The sequence below is a fragment of the Kitasatospora aureofaciens genome (genome assembly GCF_019192735.1).
Lineage (GTDB): Bacteria > Actinomycetota > Actinomycetes > Streptomycetales > Streptomycetaceae > Kitasatospora > Kitasatospora aureofaciens_A.
Map to the genome: position 1 here is coordinate 70,631 of NZ_JAHTKP010000030.1, position 17,430 is coordinate 88,060.

The window sequence follows — 17,430 nt, forward strand, 5'->3', positions numbered from 1 at the left end:
CCGACGGCCCGGCCCGGGCCGATGGAGGCGGACGCGACGACGAACGGGGTCGAGGAGGATCATGCGTGGCACCACGCTCGGGGACCGCTATCGGCTGGACGAGTGGCTCGGCGGCGGTTCGATGGGCGATGTCTGGCTCGCCGAGGACGAGGTGCTCGGCCGCCGCGTGGCCGTCAAGGTCCTGAAACCCGCGCTGCTGGACGAACCGGGTTTCGCGGAGCGGTTCCACGAGGAGGCCCGGGTGATGGCCCGGCTGCGGCACCCGGGCATCGTCGGCGTGCACGACTTCGGCTCCGGCCGGACGGACGGCGGCCGGTCCTGGACCACGGCCTGGGGCAGCACCGGTCGCCCGATCGCGTACCTGGTCATGGAGCTCATCGACGGCGAGCCGCTGAGCGACGTCCTGAAGCGGCGGGGCCGGCTGACCGCCCCGAAGACGCTCGGGCTGGCACTCCAGGTGCTGGCGGCGCTCCGGGCGGCGCACGAGGCCGGCGTGGTCCACCGGGACATCAAGCCGGACAACCTGATGGTCCGCGACGAGCGCGTGGTCATCGCCGACTTCGGCATCGCCCGCCCTCTGGCGACTCCAGCACCAGGACGGCGGGTACTTCCTGTTCAACGGCGCCACCCAGTACACGAGGGTCCTGGACCTGGAGGAGACGCACTCCCAGGCGCAGCTGTGGCGCTCACCGCCCTACAGCTCGAACCAGATCTGGTCGTTCGTGCCGGTGGACGGGGGTTATCTGATCGCCATCACCAAGGACCCGGGGCGCTGCCTGTCCGCCGCGGGCCCCACCACGCCCGCCGCCATCCGGTTCTGCTCCGGCACCCCCGACCAGATCTGGACGGTCACCGCCGCCTGACCGACCGCTGGAACAGCGCAACTTGACGGTGCATCAGTCGCTCCCGCACCCGGGCGTGGCGGAACTGGTACACCGAGCCCGCCTGCCTGAGCACGCCACGCCGGTAGGCGTCCTGCAGGAACGCCGTCAACCGCCAGGGCAGCTGTCCCCGCGCCGCCAGCACCACCCGGGCCACCGCGTACCGGCCCGGCTGTGAGCGCAGGAGAGCAACAAGTCCCGCGTGCATGCCGAACGTCGCCAACAATGCGGCGACGGCGGCATTCAGTCCGTGATCGACGAGCAGGGCCGCGGCGATTCCCGCGAAGGTCACCAGCGAACCCACCACCACCGCAGCTCCAGCGGCTCTTCGAAGTGCCCGGGTCGCGGACTGCGGAGGCGTCGCGGCGTCGTCCGATGCCGCAGACCGGCCCAGCAGGGCTCCCGCCCAGAGGCCGAGCATGGGTGCGGGCATCATGAGCAGGGTGACCCACTGGTATCCGCTCCCCGCTCCGATGTCCCAGATGACGACGTAGATCAGGACCAGAAGTGCCAGAGGCAGCACGACCACGAGAGCGATCAGCGGAGGACGTGGCCGCTGCCACGGCCAGGAACGGGAGACGGGCTTCCGGTGCGGCACGTACCGACGCGTTCGCGAGGCAGCATCGCCGTAGAAGCCCGCGCCCAGTGCGGCCATGATCAAGGCGAACGTGGGCTCGCCGGTCGGCAGCGGCCAGACCGAGACGAAGCCGAGCACCGCACCGGCCAGGCCGGCCGCCACGGCGCGTTGCCAGTTCGGCACCCCCACCTGCCACCAGGCGATGTCCTCGGTGCCCCGGTGGCCGAGGTCCACGGCCAGGCCACCGAGCCAGCGCTCGGCCGCCGCGGCCCGCCAGCGTCGACGCGGTCCGGGCAGGCCGGGCGCCGGCGGGGTGTCGGGGAAGGCCGTGGCGACGAGCGAGTCCAGCAGGTGGTTCTCGACGGCGCCGGCGTCGGGAAACAGCGTCCGGTCCAGGAGCAGGGCAGGATCGGCCGGCCGGGTGACATGGACGGCTCGCAGCAGACCCACCATCAGCGGCGAGGCGAGAGCCGTGGCCAGCGGTCCGTCCGACTCGGAGCGCAGCGCGTCGATCACCGGCCGCCACTGCGCGGTGCGGTGGGCCGGCACCGCGGCGCGGAGGTAGTCGACGAGCTCCTCCACCCCCACCGGATTGGCCCGGGCGACGGTCGCCGACCGCAGGACGTCGGCTTCCCGTACGGCGGCCCAGTACTCCTGCGCGCGAGAGGTCAGGATGACCGGGGCGTCCCCAGGCACGGACTCGTTGATCCTCTGCAGCGCCACCGCCCGCCGGCCCTGCGGTAGTTCGTCCAACCCGTCGAGGACCAGCAGCACGCGCTCCGCCTCGATCAACCGGGCCGGACCCTGCGCTCCTCCGAACTCCGCTCGCAGCAGCCGCGGATACTCCTCGGAGATCCGCCGCGCGAGCCAGGCGTGAAGGTGTTCCGCCGCCGGATCCCAGGAGGCCGACGACAGCAGCACCGGCACCCGATCGCCCGGCCCGAACCGCGACAGCAGGGCCAGCACCAGCAGAACCGCCAGTGTCGACTTCCCGCTTCCCGGTCCGCCCAGCACGACCAGCCGCCCCCGAGGCAACGCCAGGTACGCCTCCGCCAGCGCCTCCAGCCCTCCGGCGGTGGCGAGTTCTCCCGGCCCCTCGTCGAGCGTCCACCGAACCGGGAGAGCCGCTTTGTCCAGGAGACCCCGGACGCCGGCCTCGGCCCGCCACTGCGCGCCGACCATCCGGGCCAGTTCGAGCGCGGCCCGGTCCACGGGTGTGACCGCGGCGCCCGGCGCCGTGATGGTGACCTTGTCGATGTGTCCCGCCATCACCACGTGGTCGGCCGAACCACCGCTGAACTCGTTGTGGCCCCCGTTTGTGCTGTGGACCCCGCCCGCGCCCCCGTCGCCGCCCATGGCCCGCATGGTAGCGCGCCGGGCGAACAGGCCAACCCCCCATGCGGGGACGCCCGGCGAGGCACTGGCCGCACGTGCGGCCGAACCGCTCGGCGCTCCAGTACCTGATCCCGTCCTGCCGTCGGCTCAGGCCGGGAGCCAGGACGGCCAGCGCTGTTGGGGCGGGCCGGCCGGGTGGTCGCCGCCGAGCAGGGGCAGCAGACGGTCGGCCTCCGGCGAGCCGATCGGGGCGAGGATGCCGTGTGCCTCGGCCCAGCAGGCACGGGCTCGGGCCAGGTCGCCGGTCGGCCCCGGGCCGCCGAAGCAGCGGTCCGCCAGGGCATCGCCGAGCGCAGCCAGGGCCAGGCCCCGGCCCCGGTGGTCGCCGTCGAGGGTCAGCGCGTCGACCGCGCGGCCCGCCGCCTCGACCGCCTCCGCGCCGCGCCCGGCCGCGCGCAGCGACTCGCCGAGGCGCAGCAGGATCCGGCCGGTCCGGCGGTGGTCGTCCGGGTCGGCCAGGGCGAGGGCGGCCCGCTGGTGGGCGACCGCCTGATCGTGGTCGCCGCGGTCGTGGGCGATCGTCCCGAGCGAGTCCCGGGCGAGTGCCTCCAGCTCGCGGTCGGCCAGTTCGCGGCTGATCACCAACGACTGGTCGACCACCCGGTTCGCCGCGTCGAAGCGACCCTGCCGGGCGAACGCCCCCGCCAGGTTGAGCAGTTCGGCGGCCAGCGACCGCCGGTCACCGGCCCGCTCCCAGACCGAGACCGCGGCCGAGAACCCGGTCACCGCCTCGTCGGGGCGCCCGATCTGGACGAAACAGGCCGCCAGTGAGCTGTGCGCGAGCGCGAGCAGCGGCTGCGACAGCCCGTACGTGGTGCACAGGTCGCGGGCCCGGAGCAGCTCGGCGAGCGCCGAGGGCGCGGAGCCGACGTCGGTCAGCAGCCGGCCGAGCACGAGTCGGGCCCGGGCCTCCGCTGCCCGGTCGCCCTGCTCCAGGGTGGCGTGCAGCAGGGCGTTGGCGGCATGGCCGAGCGGGCGGGTGGCATGGCCGGAGTCGGCCAACAGGCAACAGCCCAGCAGGAGTTCGGCGAGCCGGTCGAGGCCCGGGGTGGTGTCAGCGGAGCGGCCCGGGAGCTTCGCGCACTGGCTCACCAGCGCACCGACGCCCAGGTACTCCCCGACGGCGAACCCGCCCCGCGCCGCCGACGCCCCGAGAGCGGCCGATGCCCCGAGCGCCGCCGAGACCTGCGCATGGTGATGGTCCACCAGTCGGGCCAGCGCGCCACTCCCTTCATCGGGTCCAGCCGCCGGACCGTCGCCCTGGCACCCTCGGGCACCCACCCGCCGGGCGAAGGCCCGCAGCAGATCGTGGTAGCGGTAGCGGTCGGGGTTCGCCGAGCTCTCCAGCATCGAGCAGTCCATCAGGGACTCGGCGAGTTCCACGGCGGCCGGCTCGGGCCGGTCGAGCACGGCGGCGACCGCCGCGGGCGACAGATCGGGCACCTCGGGGACGGCCAACAGCCGGAAGGCGCGGGCCTGTTCGGCATCCAGCTGGTCGTAGCCGAACCGGAACGAGGACTCGACCGCGAGATCCCCGCTGCGCAGCGCGTCCAGCCGGTACCGGTCACCGGTGAGCTGCTCCAGCAGCCGGGCGATGGTCCAGCCCGGGCGGCAGGCCAGCCGCGCGGCGAGGATCCGGACCGCCAGCGGCAACTGCCCGCAGAGCCGGACGAGTTCGCCGGCCGCCTCCTCCTCGGCCGCCACCCGCTCGGCACCGACCACCCGGGTGAGCAAGGTCACCGCCTCCCCGGCCGGGAGGACCGGCAGTTCGGCGAAGCGGGCGTTGGGCAGCGCGCCGAGCCGGGTCCGGCTGGTGACCAGGACGGCGCAGCCCGGACTGCCCGGCAGCAGCGGCCGGACCTGTTCGGCGTCGCGCGCGTTGTCGAGCAGGACGAGGACTCGGCGGCCGGAGAGCAGCGACCGGTAGCGGGCCGACCGCTCGGCGAGGCCCGCCGGGATCGCCTCCCCGACGACGCCGAAGGAGCGCAGGAAGATCGCGAGCGCCTCCTCGGGACGGGTCGGGCGGCCGTCCGCGCCGTGCAGATCGAGGTAGAGCTGGCCATCCGGGAACTCGGCGGCGAGGCCGTGCGCGACGTGTACGGCGAGCGCGGTCTTGCCGACCCCGCCCATGCCCGCGACGGCCGCCACGGGCACACTGCCCGACTCCCGCAGGGCTTCGCGCAGCGCCGCAACCTCCGGCTGCCGCCCGGTGAAGTCGGCGGCAGCAGCGGGCAGTTGGGCCGGTGTAAGGGTGGACGCCGGGTCCGCTCCGGCGATCGGGGCGGTCGGCTCCGGGGGTATCGGCGCCATCGTCCAGTCGGTGGGCACTGAGAGGGTCTCGTCCGCCGCGAGGATCCGGCCGTGCAGGTCGCGCAGGCCCGGGCCGGGGCCCACGCCCAGTTCGGCGCGCAGCCGACGGTCCGCCGCCCGGTACGCCGCGAGCGCCTCCGCCTGCCGGCCTGAGCGGAAGAGGGCGAGCATCAGCAGCTCCGAGAGCCGCTCGCGCAGCGGATGCTCCTCGACCACCGCCGCCAGCTCGGCGACCGACTCGGTGCACCGACCGCCCTCGACCTCCGCCTCCAGGCACAACTCCAGGAGGGCGAGCCGCCGTTCGTCCCACTCCCGGCGCTGGCGCTGCGCGTACGGGCCGGGCAGCCCGGACATCGGCTCGCCCCGCCACAACGCCAGCGCCGTCCGCAGCACGGCCGCGGCCTCGGGGTGCCGCCCGTCGGCGCGCAGGGCCCGGGCCTCGGCCAGCAGCGCCTCGGACCGCTCGGTGTCGAGGCCGCCGCCCCCGACCGCGAGCAGGTACCCGCCACCGACCGAGGTCAGCGCTTCCGCCCCGAGCACCCGCCGCAGCCGGTGCACATACGTCCGGACGACGCCGGTGGCCCTGGCCGGCGGCTCGTCGCCCCACAGGTCGTCGATCAGCTGGGCGCTCGAGACGTGCCGGCCGGCCCGGAACAGCAGGGCCAGCAGCAGGCTCTGCTGCTGCGGCGAACCGAGCGGCAGCTCCACCCCGTCCCGCCACCCGCGCACCGGCCCGAGCACCGCGAACCGCAGCCCGCCGGAAGTCCCGCCCTCGCCGACCAACCGACATCCCCTCCCCGATGACACTCCCCCACCGGCATGATACCGATCGGTATCCCCCCTGCTCAGGCCCCTTCCCGCCACGTTTCCGCAAGGCTCGCCGGCAAACGCCGCACCCGAACCCGGGCCCGACGCCTGACAGCACTCCGCCCTGCCGGATGAGGCCGGCAGGGCGGAGCAGCGGGCGGCTAGTCCGTCTCTGTGTCAGAGATGTACGCCTGGTATTGAGCAGCCGTGAGCAGCCCGTCCGTCCTGGAGTCCTTGGCCGGCGTGATCTCGATCATCCAGCCGTCGCTGTAGGCGTCCTCGTTGAGCAGCTCCGGGTCGTCGCTCAGGTCCCCGTTCACGCTGGCGATCACCCCGGCCAAGGGAGCGTAGACCTCGGTCACCGCCTTGACGGACTCCACGGTGCCGAAAGGATCGCCGGCCTCAAGCCGCTCGCCCACTTTGGGAAGCTCGACAAAGACGATGTCCCCGAGCTGGTGCTGTGCGTGTGCCGTGATGCCCACGCGCACCCGGCCCTTCTCCACGGACCGCACCCACTCGTGGTCCCTGGTGTACTTCAGGTCGTCCGGAATCGGTGTCATGAGGCCTCCGAGTGCCGTCACTGAGGGCCGCCGCGTTGTCGGCCTGCCACCGGCAAAGCCTTCTACAGATCCCCGGGCGAGGACGGGATACCCACCCGAACGAGTGAGTCGCCCGGCCGCCCGTGGCGCTCAGGAGAGCTCGGGGCCGAGCTCGTAGTCGAAGGTGTACGGGAAGGACGGCTCGCCGGGGCGGTAGACGAAGCTCCCCGTGCCGGTGAGTCCGGTCAGGGCGCCGGTGCCGCTGCCGGGGACGACCTCGAAGGTGCAGCGCACGGAGCCGTCGGGCTCGAAGGTGCCGCGCTCGTCCAGGACGAAGGCGCCCGCGCGGCCGTCGAGGGTGCCGGTGAGCAGTTCCATGCCCGCGAAGGTCCCGGTCTTCTCCGTGGCATAGGCGATGACGTACTCGCAGGTGGTGTCGGCGGCCTCGATGCCGCCGGTGAAGGTGTTGACGACGGACGCGAGCGCGAGCCGGGGGCTCGTCTCCGCCGGGCCGGCCTTCCGCTCCTGCCAGTCGGCGGCGGTGATGTAGCCGGTGGTGCGCGTGGGCATGGGGGTCCTCTCGATCGGCCGCACGGCTCCTCCGTGCGGTCCTGCCCTTGAAGTCTCTCGGCCGTACCTGACACCTTCTGTCAGGTACGTGCTGTCAGGTACGGCCGACATGATGGGCGGCATGCGCGCCGACCGTCTCCTCGCCCTGCTCCTGCTGCTCCAGAACCGCGGCCGGATGACCGCGCCCGACCTCGCCGCCGAGCTGGAGGTGTCCGTCCGCACCGTCTACCGCGACGTGGAGGCGCTGGCCGCCTCGGGCGTGCCGGTCTGCGCCGACCGCGGGCCGCTCGGCGGGTACCGGCTGATGGACGGGTACCGGACCCGGCTGACCGGGCTCACCGACGCCGAGGCCGGGGCGCTCTTCCTGGCCGGCGCGCCCGGCCCGGCGCAGGACCTCGGGCTGGGCGCGGTGCTGGCGACCGCTCAGCTGAAGCTCCAGGCCGCACTGCCGGGCGGCTCGGCCGAGCACGCGCGGCGCGTGCGGGAGCGGTTCCACCTGGACGCGCCCGCCTGGTTCCGGGACGGCGACCCGGGCACGTTCCTGGCGCCGATCGCGCAGGCGGTGTGGGAGCAGCGGGTGCTGCGCACGGAGTACCGGCGCTGGCGCGGCGAGGTGCGGCGGGAGCTGGAGCCGCTGGGCGTGGTGCTGAAGAGCGGCATCTGGTACCTGGTGGCCCGTACGGACGGCGCGCTGCGGACGTACCGGGTGTCCCGGTTCACGGCGGTGGAGCCGACGGACGCGGGGTTCGAGCGGCCCGCGGACTTCGACCTGGCCGGGTACTGGGAGGAGTCCTCGCGGCGGCTGGAGGCGATGCTCGAACAGGGCACGGCGCGGGTGCGGCTGTCGCCGCGGGGGCGGTCGCTGCTGCCGATGCTGTTCGGCGCTGCCGGGAGCCTGGCACTGGCGGACGCCGGGCCGGCGGACGGGGCGGGGTGGATGGAGGTGGAGCTGGCAGTGGAGTCGCCGGCGGTCGCGGTGGGCGATCTGCTGCGGCTGGGGGCGGAGGCGGAGGTCCTCGGCCCGGCGGAGCTGCGGGCGGCGGTGGCGGAGACGGTCGCGGCGCTGGCCGCGCGGTACGCGGCGGGCGCTGATGGCACCTGACTCGAACGGTCCGATCGGGCGTTCGACCGGCTGGTCGATCCCGTCCGGCAGCCGCCGGACGGCCCACCCGGAGACCGTAAGCTCTCCGCGGGAGGACAAAGTGAGCCGTAACACGAAGAGTCGCCGGTCGCCGCTGACGGCGTGGCTGTGCACGCTCGACGCCGAGCAACTGCACCGGGTGCTGTCCAATCGTCCGGACGCCGGGGCCGCTCCGGAGCCGCGCGCCCTGGGCGAGTTGGCCGACCGGCTGCAGCGACCGGGGTCGGTGGCGCCGGCGATTCGTCGGCTGCCCCTGCCCTGTCTCCAAGTGGCCGAGGCCCTGGCCGCGTTGGGGGAGACCACGTCCCGGAGTGAGCTGGCCGCCCTGCTCGGAGTTCCGGGCCCCCAACTGGACGACACCTTGGCCGTGTTGGCCGACCACGCGCTGGTCTGGGCCGACGGGGACGGCCGGCTGCATCAGGCGGCGGCCCTGCGGCAGGCCTGGCCGGCTCCGCTGGGCCTTGAGCCCCCGCTCGCGGATCTGCTGCCCGGGCAGACCTCGGAGGACCTGCGCGGAATGCTGTCGTCGCTCGGCCTCAAGCCTCCCGCCACCCGGCAGCAGCGCGTGACGGCGCTGCTGGAGCAGTACGGCTCGGCGGAGTGGATCGCGGGGATCGTGGCGAAGGCTCCCACGCCGACCCGGGAACTGCTGGAGCGACGGGCCCGGACGAAGCCGGTGGAGTCGCGTTCCTGGATCGTCTTCGGTTCGCCGTCCCCCGACGTGCCGGCTGCCGCCCGCTGGGCGGTCGCTCGCGGCCTGCTGGTGCAGGACCGTCACGGGTTCGGGCCCGCGCGGATGCCCGCCGAGGTGGCGCTCGCCCTGCGCGGGGCGGACTGGCACGCCCCGTTCGACCCCGTCCCGCCGCTGCCGGCCCTGGCGCGGGTGTCCGCCGCCGACGTGGGCCGGGAGACCGCTTCCGCCGCCGGGGACTTCGGCGGTCATGCGGCGGCCGTGCTGGCCGAGTGCGCGGCGAGGCCGCTGACGGTGCTCAAGTCCGGTGGGGTCGGCGCACGTGAGTTGGCCCGGGTCGGCAAGGCGGTCCGGTGCGACGAGCCCACGGTCCGGCTGGTGCTGGAGACCGCCCAGGGCTCCGGACTCGTAACACGCGAAGGCGACCGTGTCCTCGTCACCGGGGCGTACGACTCCTGGGCCGAGGAGGAACCGGCCGCGCAGGTGGCGCAGTTGGTCGGCGCCTGGTGGCAACTGCCGCTCACGCCAACCCAGTCCCGCGACGAGGACGGCAAGGTCCTGCCCGCGCTGGCCCGTACGCGAGCATGCGACGGCTGCGTCCAGGCCCGCCGCGGGCTGTTGGCGGCGCTCGGCTGTCTCCCGCCCGGCCAGGGTGTGGCCGAGACCGCGGATCTGGGCCTTCTCATCGACTGGCACCACCCGTTCGCCGAGCAACTGCCCCAGGACGAACGGCCGTTCGCCACGGTCATCCACGAGGCGAGCCTGCTCGGCGTCCTCGCCCGGGGCGCGCTCTCACCCTTGGGCGCAGCGCTGGGCAACGTGGCTGAACTGGCCGATCAAGCCCGCCAGTTGATGCCCCCGGCCGTCCATGGTGTCCGCATCGGCTCCGACCTCACCGCGGTCGCGACCGGCGCTCCCTCCGCGCGGCTCACCTCGCTCCTCGATTCTCTCGCCGACCGCGAGGCACGAGGGACGGCCTCCGTGTGGCGGTTCAGCACCGACAGCCTTCGCCGGGCCTTCGACGCCGGACACGACGCCCCGGCGATCGAGGCCGATCTCGCAGCCATCGCCGGCGGGCCGCTCCCCCAGGCGCTGAGCTACCTGATCACTGACACAGCACGCCGCCACGGCCGCGTCCGGGTGGCCTCGGCCGCCTGCGTGATCCATGGCCTCGAACCGGCACTGCTGGCCGAGATCGTGGCCCACCGCAAGCTGGCCGGCCTCGGCCTCCGGCAGCTGGCACCGACGGTCCTGGTCGGCAAGGCCTCCGTGGCGCAGGCGCTGGCCGCCCTGCGCGCCAACGGGTACGCCCCGGTGGCCGAGGCCGCCGACGGCGCCGTCCGCATCGAGCGAACGGCACCACAGCGCGCCACCCCCGTTCCCCGGCCCCGCGCCCGTGCGGGGCGACCCGGCACGCCCGCACCGCCCGATCTCCGGTCTCTCGCGTCGAAGCTGGTGGGCGCCCCGGCCGAACTGCCCCTGCCCGACCCCGACCGGGGCATCCCCTACGACTCCGACACCGAGGAGATCTTCGGGGAGTCGGCGAAGCACCTGCCCCTGGCCGACGTCCGCCAACTCGCGCACGCGGTCCACACCGGGGAAGCCATCATCATCGAGTACGTGGACGGTTCCGGCGCCCACACCGTGCGTTCGCTCAGCGCACTCGAACTCGACCCGCCGTATCTGAACGCCTGGTGCCACCTTCGCGACGACGCCCGGGTGTTCGCACTCTCCCGCATCCTCGGGGTCATGCCGACGTGACAGCCGATTCCTCATACGGTTCACAAGAACCTCCATACAGTTGAGGTAAGTTGTGCTACCCGCGTCAACCCTCCACCGACGTGCGGCCTTTCCCTTTACGCGGGATTTCGCTCAATTCCCTTTACCAGTACGCCCGTTGACCTGATTCTCCGGAGGCTGCTTTGCTTTCGGCGGCCGACGGCGGGCCTGATCCCCCAAAATGATCTGCACGTGCGGCAGATCATCAAGGCATTCCCACCGCCTCCGGCCTCTCCCTGTCCTTTCGGTCACCCGTCACCCACAGGTGTCCGGGTGGTCGACATGAGAGAGGCAACCCTCACATGGGCATTTCCCCCACGTTCCGTCCTGCCAGGAGAACGGCCCTCACCGGCATCGCCGCCCTCTCGCTCGCGGTGGCCGGCTTCACCGCGGCGCCGGCCCAGGCGCAGCCCGACAACAACGCGGCGCCCTCGGCGTCCGCGAGCCACCCCTACCGGCACGGCGCCGTCCCCCTCCGCGGCCACCGGTCGTCGAACGCCGCCACGGCCGCCAACAACCTCAACTACGGTGGGGGCAACGGCAATCCGAGCATCGGCGTCACCACCGGCCCGGAGAAGGTCTACCTGGTGTTCTGGGGCTCCCAGTGGGGCACCTCCGGCACCGACGCCAACGGCAACACCACGCTGAGCGGCGACCCGAACGGCATGGCCCCGCGGCTCCAGCAGCTGTTCAAGGGCATCGGCGCGGGCAACGAGCTCTGGTCCGGCGTCATGACCCAGTACTGCGAGGGCATCGCCAAGGGCGCCCAGACCTGTCCGAGCAACGCCGCGCACGTCGCGTACCCGACCGGCGGCGCCCTCGCCGGCGTCTGGGTGGACACCTCGGCCGCTGCCCCGTCCTCCGCGACCGGCAACCAGATCGGCGCCGAGGCGGTCACGGCGTCCGGGCACTTCGGCCACACCTCGGCCGCGGCCAACCGCAACAACCAGTACGTCATCGTCTCGCCCACCGGCACCAACCCGGACGGCTTCAACACCCCGTCGGGCAGCTTCTGCGCCTGGCACGACTACACCGGTGACACCACGCTGACCGGCGGCGCGGTCTCCTCGCCGTACGGCGAGATGGCGTTCACCAACCTGCCGTACGTCACCGACGCCGGCAGCGGGTGCGGCCAGAACTTCGTCAACGCGGGCTCGGCCGGCACGCTCGACGGCGCGACCATCGTCGAGGGCCACGAGTACGCCGAGACCATCACCGACCAGAACCCGGCCGGCGGCTGGACCGACAGCACCGGCTACGAGAACGGCGACAAGTGCGCCTGGGTCAGCAGCGGCCAGGGCGCCTCGGCGAACGTCAACTTCGCCACCGGCAGCTTCGCGATGCAGTCGACCTGGTCCAACGACTTCAACTCCGGTGCGGGCGGCTGCGAGATGTCGCACCCGATCGTCGGCGGGACGACCGGCAACACCGTCACCGTCACCAACCCGGGCAGCCAGGCCGGCACCACCGGCAACGCGGTCAGGCTCCAGATCGCGGCGACCGACAGCGCCTCCGGCCAGACCCTCACCTACTCGGCGACCGGCCTCCCGGCCGGGCTCTCGATCTCCGCGAGCGGCCTGATCACCGGCACCCCGACCACCGCCGGCACCTCCAGCGTCACCGTCACCGCGAAGGACACCACCGGCGCCTCCGGCTCGGCCACCTTCGGCTGGACCGTCAGCACCCCGGGTGGCGGCGGCATCACCAACGGCGGCTTCGAGACCGGCAGCCTGAGCGGCTGGACCGCCACCGGTGTGGCCGCGGCCTCCACGGCCGCCAAGCACACCGGCAGCTACGGAGCGATGCTCGGCTCCACCAACCCGAGCACCACGTCCTCCGTCAGCCAGACCTTCACCGCGCCGACCGGCTCCAGCAAGGTCGGCTTCTGGTACGACGTGACCTGCCCGGACACCGTCACCTACGACTGGGCCACCGCGACCCTCAAGGACAACACCACCGGCACCACGGCCACGGTGCTCGCCAAGACCTGCACCAGCGGCCTCGGCTGGAAGTCCGCCACCGGCAGCATCACCCCCGGCCACAGCTACACACTCACCCTCACCAACGTCGACGACAACTACCCGGGCGACCCGACCTACACCTACTACGACGACGTGACCGTCTCCTGACGGCGCGAACCCTCTGACACACCCTCACCCCGGGGCGGGCCACCAAGGCCCGCCCCGGCGGCGTGCGGCGGCCCATCCGCTGGGCTCGGACCGTATCCCGGGAAGGCTTGCCGGGCCCGCCCGCGCGAGGTTTAATAAATGAACGGTCATTTATGAATGGAGGCCCGGCGTGGCGGGACGCCCCCGAGGGGTCGACGATGCGGTGCTGCTGCGGCACACCGCCGAGGTGATGGGGCAGGTGGGCCCGGGCGGGTTCACCCTCGCTGCCGTGGCGCGGGCGGCGGGGGTGGTGCCCGCCACGCTGGTGCAGCGGTTCGGGTCGAAGCGCGGGCTGCTGCTGGCGCTCGCGCGGGGCTCCGCGGAGGCGGCGGACGGGCGGTACGAGCGGCTGCGGGCCTCGTACGCGTCGCCGCTCGCCGCGCTGCGGGCGCTCGCCGAGGAGACGTCCGCGCCGATGGCCACCCCGGAGAGCTTTGCCAATCACCTCGCGTTCCTCTGCATGGACCTCGCCGATCCTGAGCTGCACGAGCACGCCCTGTCCGTCCACCGGGCCCAGGGGCGGGCGATCGCCCGGCTGCTGGACGCGGCCCTGGAGCAGGGCGAGCTCCGCGCGGACGCGGATCCGGCGCGGCTCGCGCGGTCGGTTCAGGCGGTTATCGCCGGTACCGGCCTGACCTGGGCGCTCGACCGCGAGGGCGACCTGCCGCAACGGCTGCGCGAGGAACTGGCCGACCTGCTGTCCCCGCACGTCACAACGAAAACGGAGGAGTCATGAGAACGGACAGGAAGCCGCTCGCCGGCAAGGTCGCCCTCGTCGCGGGCGGCACGCGCGGCGGCGGGCGCGGGATCGCCGTCGAACTCGGCGCCGCCGGTGCCACGGTGTACGTCACGGGCCGGAGCAGCGGGGCGGGCGGCTCGGGTCTGGACCGGCCCGAGACGATCGAGGACACCGCCGACCGGATCACCGCCGCCGGCGGCGTCGCCGTCCCGGTGCGGACCGATCACAGCCGGCCGGAGGAGGTGGCGGCGCTGGTCGAGCGGATCGCCACCGACCAGGACGGCCGGCTCGACGTCCTGGTCAACTGCGTGTGGGGCGGCGATCCGCTGACCGACTGGGAACACCCGCTCTGGGAACAGGACTTGGACACCGGCCTGCGGCTCCTCCGGCAGGCCGTCGAAACCCATGTGATCACCAGCCGGTACGCCCTCCCGCTGATGGTCGCGCGGAAGAGCGGCCTCGTGGTCGAGGTCACAGACGGCAACACCGCGCGCTACCGGGGCTCGTTCTTCTACGACCTCGCCAAGTCCGCCGTGATCCGGCTCGCGTTCGCCCAGGCGGCCGAGCTGCGCCCGCACGGCGTCGCGGCCGTCGCGCTCACCCCCGGGTTCCTGCGTTCCGAGGCGGTGCTGGAGCACTTCGGCGTCACCGAGGACACCTGGCGCGAGGGCGCGGCCGTCGACCCGGACTTCGCGTACTCCGAGAGCCCCGCCTACCTCGGCCGGGCGGTAGCCGCGCTCGCCGCCGACCCGGACGTGCTGGCCAAGAGCGGCCGGGCGCTGGCCACTTGGGACCTCTACAAGGAGTACGGATTCACCGACGCGGACGGCTCGCAGCCGGACTTCGCGGCGCACTGGGCCGAGGCCCTCGTGGACACGTACGGCCCGCTCGGCGATCCGCTGTAATCGCACGGGTCGGCGTCGGGCCGACGCCGCGAAAACCCCTGGCGCACAGGCAGGGCCGCGCGGGACCGTGGTGCCCATGCTGATCACCGCCTGCGAGCCGGCCCACGTCGCCCTGCTGGAGGAGCACCTGCCCTCCGGCGGCCGGAGTTCGTTCCACGCGCGACGCTTCACCCGCCAGCTCGCGGGCACCAGCACGTACCTGGTCGCCTGGGTGGACGACCGCCCGGTCGGGAACGCCGAGCTCCGCTGGAACGGCTGCGCCGCGGCCGAGGTCCGGCGGTCGCTGCCGGACTGCCCGGAGATCAACGGGCTCGACGTCGCCGAACCCCTGCGCGGGCGCGGCATCGGCACCGCCCTGATCCGCCACGCCGAACGGCTCGCCGTCCGGCGTGGCGTGCGGCGGATCGGGCTGGGCGTCGACGAGGAGGGCAACCCCCGGGCCGCGGCGCTGTACGCCCGGCTCGGGTACCGGCCGGTGGTCCGCTACATCGACCGGTGGTCCTACGTCGACGACCGCGGCGAGGTCCACGACGTCGAGGATCCCTGTGTGTTCCTCGCGAAGGAGCTCGCCGCGGAAGGCTGATCAGTTGCCCGGGCGGGGCTCCTTGAGCTTGCGCCACACCGTTTCCAGGGCGGCGATGTCCGTCTCGTCGAGCCGGTCGGCGAAGACCGGCCCGAGCACGGCCCGCCGGGTGTTGTCGGCCTCGGCGAAGGCGGCGCGACCCTGCTCGGTGAGCTCGATCCGTACGGACCGGGCGTCTGAGGCGGAGGGCGAGCGGGCCACCAGGCCGCGTTCGGCGAGGGCGTCGACGACGCGGGAGACCTGACTGCGGCTGAGCATCGTCTTGGCGCCGAGGTCGGAGGCGGCGACGGGCTCCTGCTGGCCGTTGAGCCAGAGCATCACCTCGAACCAGGACAGCGGCAGCCCATGGGCCCGGGTGAGCTCGCGGTCCACCCGGGCGGCGAGGGTGGTGCCCGCCCAGACCAGGCCGTAGAAGGCGTGGTCCTGCTCCGACAGCGGGCCCATGGTGAGGTCGGCACGGTTCATGGCGTTCATCGTACCGAGTTGCGTGTGCGCGCACACATCATTAGCGTGTGTGTGCACGCAACGGACTTCGCCGTGCGCCGCCTCCCCCGCACCGAAGGAGCTGCCATGCCCGAGAACACCTCGTTCGACCAGCTCCGCGCCGCCCTCTCCCAGGCCGGCTACGAGAACCGCGTGCGCGCCGTCCTGCACCGCTGGTACCCCTGCTACGAGACCGACCGGAAGAACCTCGACCACCACGGCGAACTGCTCACCCCGGACTTCGTCCTGCGCCGCGCCCCCGAGAGCGGCCTGCCGGACGTCGCCGGCCGCCAGGCCTACCTGGACGGACTGGCGGACGCGTACCCGGGGCAGTCCAACTCCCGTCACCCGAGCCCCTTCCAGGCGTCGAGGTCCGGCGTGCCGCGCACCGCGTAGGTCCTGAGCCGTATCCCGTCCAGGACAGCCGGGGGCAGGGTGAGGCCGAAGCGCCGCTCGACCGCGCCGAGGGTGCGGCGGTCAGCGGCCGCGCGGGGCTCGCCGTCGGGGGCGACGCGGGTGACGCCGTCAGGCTTGAGGACGCCCGCGGCGACGAGGTCGGGGAGCAGCAGGTCCGGCTCGCGGCCCCAGCGCCAGCGCTCCTCGGCGAGGCCGAACCCGCACAGGACGGCGCCGTCGCGGGCGTAGTCGAGCAGCGCCGGCGCGTGCTCGGCCATGGGGCGGAAGTGGACCACCTCGACGCCGTCGCGCGCTATCTCGGTCAGCAGGTCGCCGCCGGTGGAGTCGCCGTACTCGATCGCGAACGACCAGCCGCCGGACTCGCCGACCCGGATCACGCCGTCGCCGTCCGCGCCCGGCCGGTACACCTCGGCGTCCAGGTCCCACACCTCGGCGCCGCTGATCGGCCGGGCCGCGCGGGCCGGGTCCGCGCCCATCCGCCGGGCCAGCTCCTCCGGCGGGATCCCGCGCGCGAACAGCACGCCGGTGAGCCGCCGCCCGCCCTCGGCGAGCCACTGGATGCCGTCGCTCATGACGCCCCTCCCCTTCCACCGACCTGCCCGTGGTCGGGCTTGCCGGTCCGCACCCTATTCGACGGCACTGACAATGAGCTCCCGCCGGATGCGAGGTCATGTCCCGTGAAGTGGTGTAGTGGTCGTTTGCCAACGGTCATGCGGTGGGTGGTAGTTGGTCGCGAGCCTGCTCGCCAGGGTAGAGCTGGTCCATGCTGCCCTCAGGCAGATAGCGGCGGGGGAAAGCGATCCACTCGTCATGCATCTCGAAGAGCACGGCCGTGACCAACCGCAGGAGCGCGTCGTCGTTGGGGAAGACCTGGACGACATCCGTGCGGCGCTTGATCTCGCGGTTGATCCGCTCCAACGGGTTGGTCGACTGAATCTTCTTCCAATGTCGTTCCGGGAAGGCCGCGAAGGCGGTCAGATCGTCCTTGGCCTCCAGCAGCATCTGGCTGACCTTGGGGAACTGCTTTCCGAGCATCTCAGCGACGGTGTCCAGCTGAGCCCGGACCGCGGCTTCGGCAGGCTGGGCGAAGATCGTTCGGATGGTTGCCGCGACCATCTCCGCCGCCTCCTTCGGGATCACCGAAAAGACATTGCGCAGGAAGTGAACGCGACAACGCTGATAGGCGGCACCCAGCATGACCTTGCGAATCGCCTTCACCAGGCCGCTGTGATGGTCACCGATGACCAGCCGAACCCCGGCCAGGCCGCGCTCGCGCAAGGAGCGCAGGAACTCGGTCCAGAACATCTCGGTCTCGCTGTCGCCGACCATCAGTCCCAGTACCTCGCGGCCGCCGTCCTCGGTGATCCCGGTGGCGACGACCACGGCCCGGGAGACGATCTGATGGTTCACCCGCGCCTTGCAGTAGGTCGCGTCCAGATACACGT

15 protein-coding genes are annotated in these 17,430 nt (G+C 73.2%); 8 read left to right on the forward strand and 7 right to left on the reverse strand.

Going from position 1 to position 17,430, the window contains the following annotated elements:
• Window positions 1–61 precede the first annotated feature (61 nt).
• Window positions 62–889, forward strand: a complete 828-nt coding sequence (locus tag KV557_RS25695) for a serine/threonine-protein kinase (RefSeq protein WP_218203848.1) — start codon at window positions 62–64, stop codon at window positions 887–889.
• Here KV557_RS25695 and KV557_RS25700 read toward each other — a convergent pair.
• From KV557_RS25700 to KV557_RS25715, 4 genes are all read right to left on the reverse strand, one after another.
• Window positions 850–2,814 (reverse strand): NACHT domain-containing protein, encoded by a 1,965-nt coding sequence (locus KV557_RS25700; protein WP_218203849.1) that lies wholly within the window; start codon window positions 2,812–2,814, stop codon window positions 850–852. The two genes, KV557_RS25695 and KV557_RS25700, sit on opposite strands and share 40 nt — an antisense overlap.
• 126 nt (window positions 2,815–2,940) lie before the next feature.
• On the reverse strand, window positions 2,941–5,946 hold the full coding sequence (locus tag KV557_RS25705; RefSeq protein ID WP_218203850.1) for an AfsR/SARP family transcriptional regulator: 3,006 nt from the start codon (window positions 5,944–5,946) through the stop codon (window positions 2,941–2,943).
• A 185-nt stretch (window positions 5,947–6,131) separates the two neighbouring features.
• Window positions 6,132–6,530, reverse strand: coding sequence for a glycine cleavage system protein GcvH (gene gcvH / locus KV557_RS25710; RefSeq protein ID WP_218203851.1), 399 nt, complete (start codon window positions 6,528–6,530; stop codon window positions 6,132–6,134).
• Window positions 6,531–6,659: 129 nt separating this feature from the next.
• A complete protein-coding gene (locus KV557_RS25715) occupies window positions 6,660–7,079 on the reverse strand; it encodes a DUF3224 domain-containing protein (protein ID WP_218203852.1) in 420 nt (139 codons plus the stop codon).
• Window positions 7,080–7,200: 121 nt separating this feature from the next.
• Here KV557_RS25715 and KV557_RS25720 point away from each other — a divergent pair, with 121 nt between their 5' ends.
• The 6 genes from KV557_RS25720 (at window position 7,201) to KV557_RS25745 (ending at window position 15,085) form a co-directional block, all read left to right on the forward strand.
• Window positions 7,201–8,181: a helix-turn-helix transcriptional regulator gene (locus tag KV557_RS25720; RefSeq protein ID WP_218203853.1), complete on the forward strand. Its 981-nt coding sequence runs from the start codon at window positions 7,201–7,203 to the stop codon at window positions 8,179–8,181.
• 100 nt (window positions 8,182–8,281) lie between these two features.
• Window positions 8,282–10,672: a helicase-associated domain-containing protein gene (locus KV557_RS25725; RefSeq protein ID WP_308130069.1), complete on the forward strand. Its 2,391-nt coding sequence runs from the start codon at window positions 8,282–8,284 to the stop codon at window positions 10,670–10,672.
• Between the two features lie 320 nt (window positions 10,673–10,992).
• On the forward strand, window positions 10,993–12,819 hold the full coding sequence (locus KV557_RS25730) for a putative Ig domain-containing protein (RefSeq protein WP_218203855.1): 1,827 nt from the start codon (window positions 10,993–10,995) through the stop codon (window positions 12,817–12,819).
• A 169-nt stretch (window positions 12,820–12,988) separates the two neighbouring features.
• Window positions 12,989–13,594 carry a TetR/AcrR family transcriptional regulator gene (locus KV557_RS25735; RefSeq protein WP_218203856.1) on the forward strand — a complete coding sequence of 202 codons (606 nt, stop codon included), beginning with the start codon at window positions 12,989–12,991 and terminating at the stop codon, window positions 13,592–13,594.
• On the forward strand, window positions 13,591–14,502 hold the full coding sequence (locus KV557_RS25740; protein WP_218203857.1) for an SDR family oxidoreductase: 912 nt from the start codon (window positions 13,591–13,593) through the stop codon (window positions 14,500–14,502). Before KV557_RS25735 ends, KV557_RS25740 begins: the two co-directional genes overlap by 4 nt.
• 76 nt (window positions 14,503–14,578) lie before the next feature.
• Window positions 14,579–15,085 (forward strand): GNAT family N-acetyltransferase, encoded by a 507-nt coding sequence (locus KV557_RS25745; RefSeq protein ID WP_218203858.1) that lies wholly within the window; start codon window positions 14,579–14,581, stop codon window positions 15,083–15,085.
• Here KV557_RS25745 and KV557_RS25750 read toward each other — a convergent pair whose 3' ends face one another.
• Window positions 15,086–15,550 carry a MarR family winged helix-turn-helix transcriptional regulator gene (locus tag KV557_RS25750; RefSeq protein ID WP_218203859.1) on the reverse strand — a complete coding sequence of 155 codons (465 nt, stop codon included), beginning with the start codon at window positions 15,548–15,550 and terminating at the stop codon, window positions 15,086–15,088.
• 105 nt (window positions 15,551–15,655) lie between these two features.
• On the opposite strand from KV557_RS25750, the gene KV557_RS25755 reads away from it, so the two are divergent.
• Complete coding sequence (locus tag KV557_RS25755; RefSeq protein ID WP_218203860.1) at window positions 15,656–15,964, forward strand: hypothetical protein; 309 nt, start codon at window positions 15,656–15,658, stop codon at window positions 15,962–15,964.
• On the opposite strand, the gene KV557_RS25760 is transcribed toward KV557_RS25755, so the two are convergent.
• Window positions 15,913–16,557, reverse strand: a complete 645-nt coding sequence (locus tag KV557_RS25760) for a DUF6461 domain-containing protein (protein ID WP_218203861.1) — start codon at window positions 16,555–16,557, stop codon at window positions 15,913–15,915. The genes KV557_RS25755 and KV557_RS25760 overlap by 52 nt on opposite strands.
• 136 nt (window positions 16,558–16,693) lie before the next feature.
• A partial coding sequence (locus KV557_RS25765; protein WP_218203862.1) for an IS256 family transposase occupies window positions 16,694–17,430 on the reverse strand: 737 nt, incomplete at its 5' end.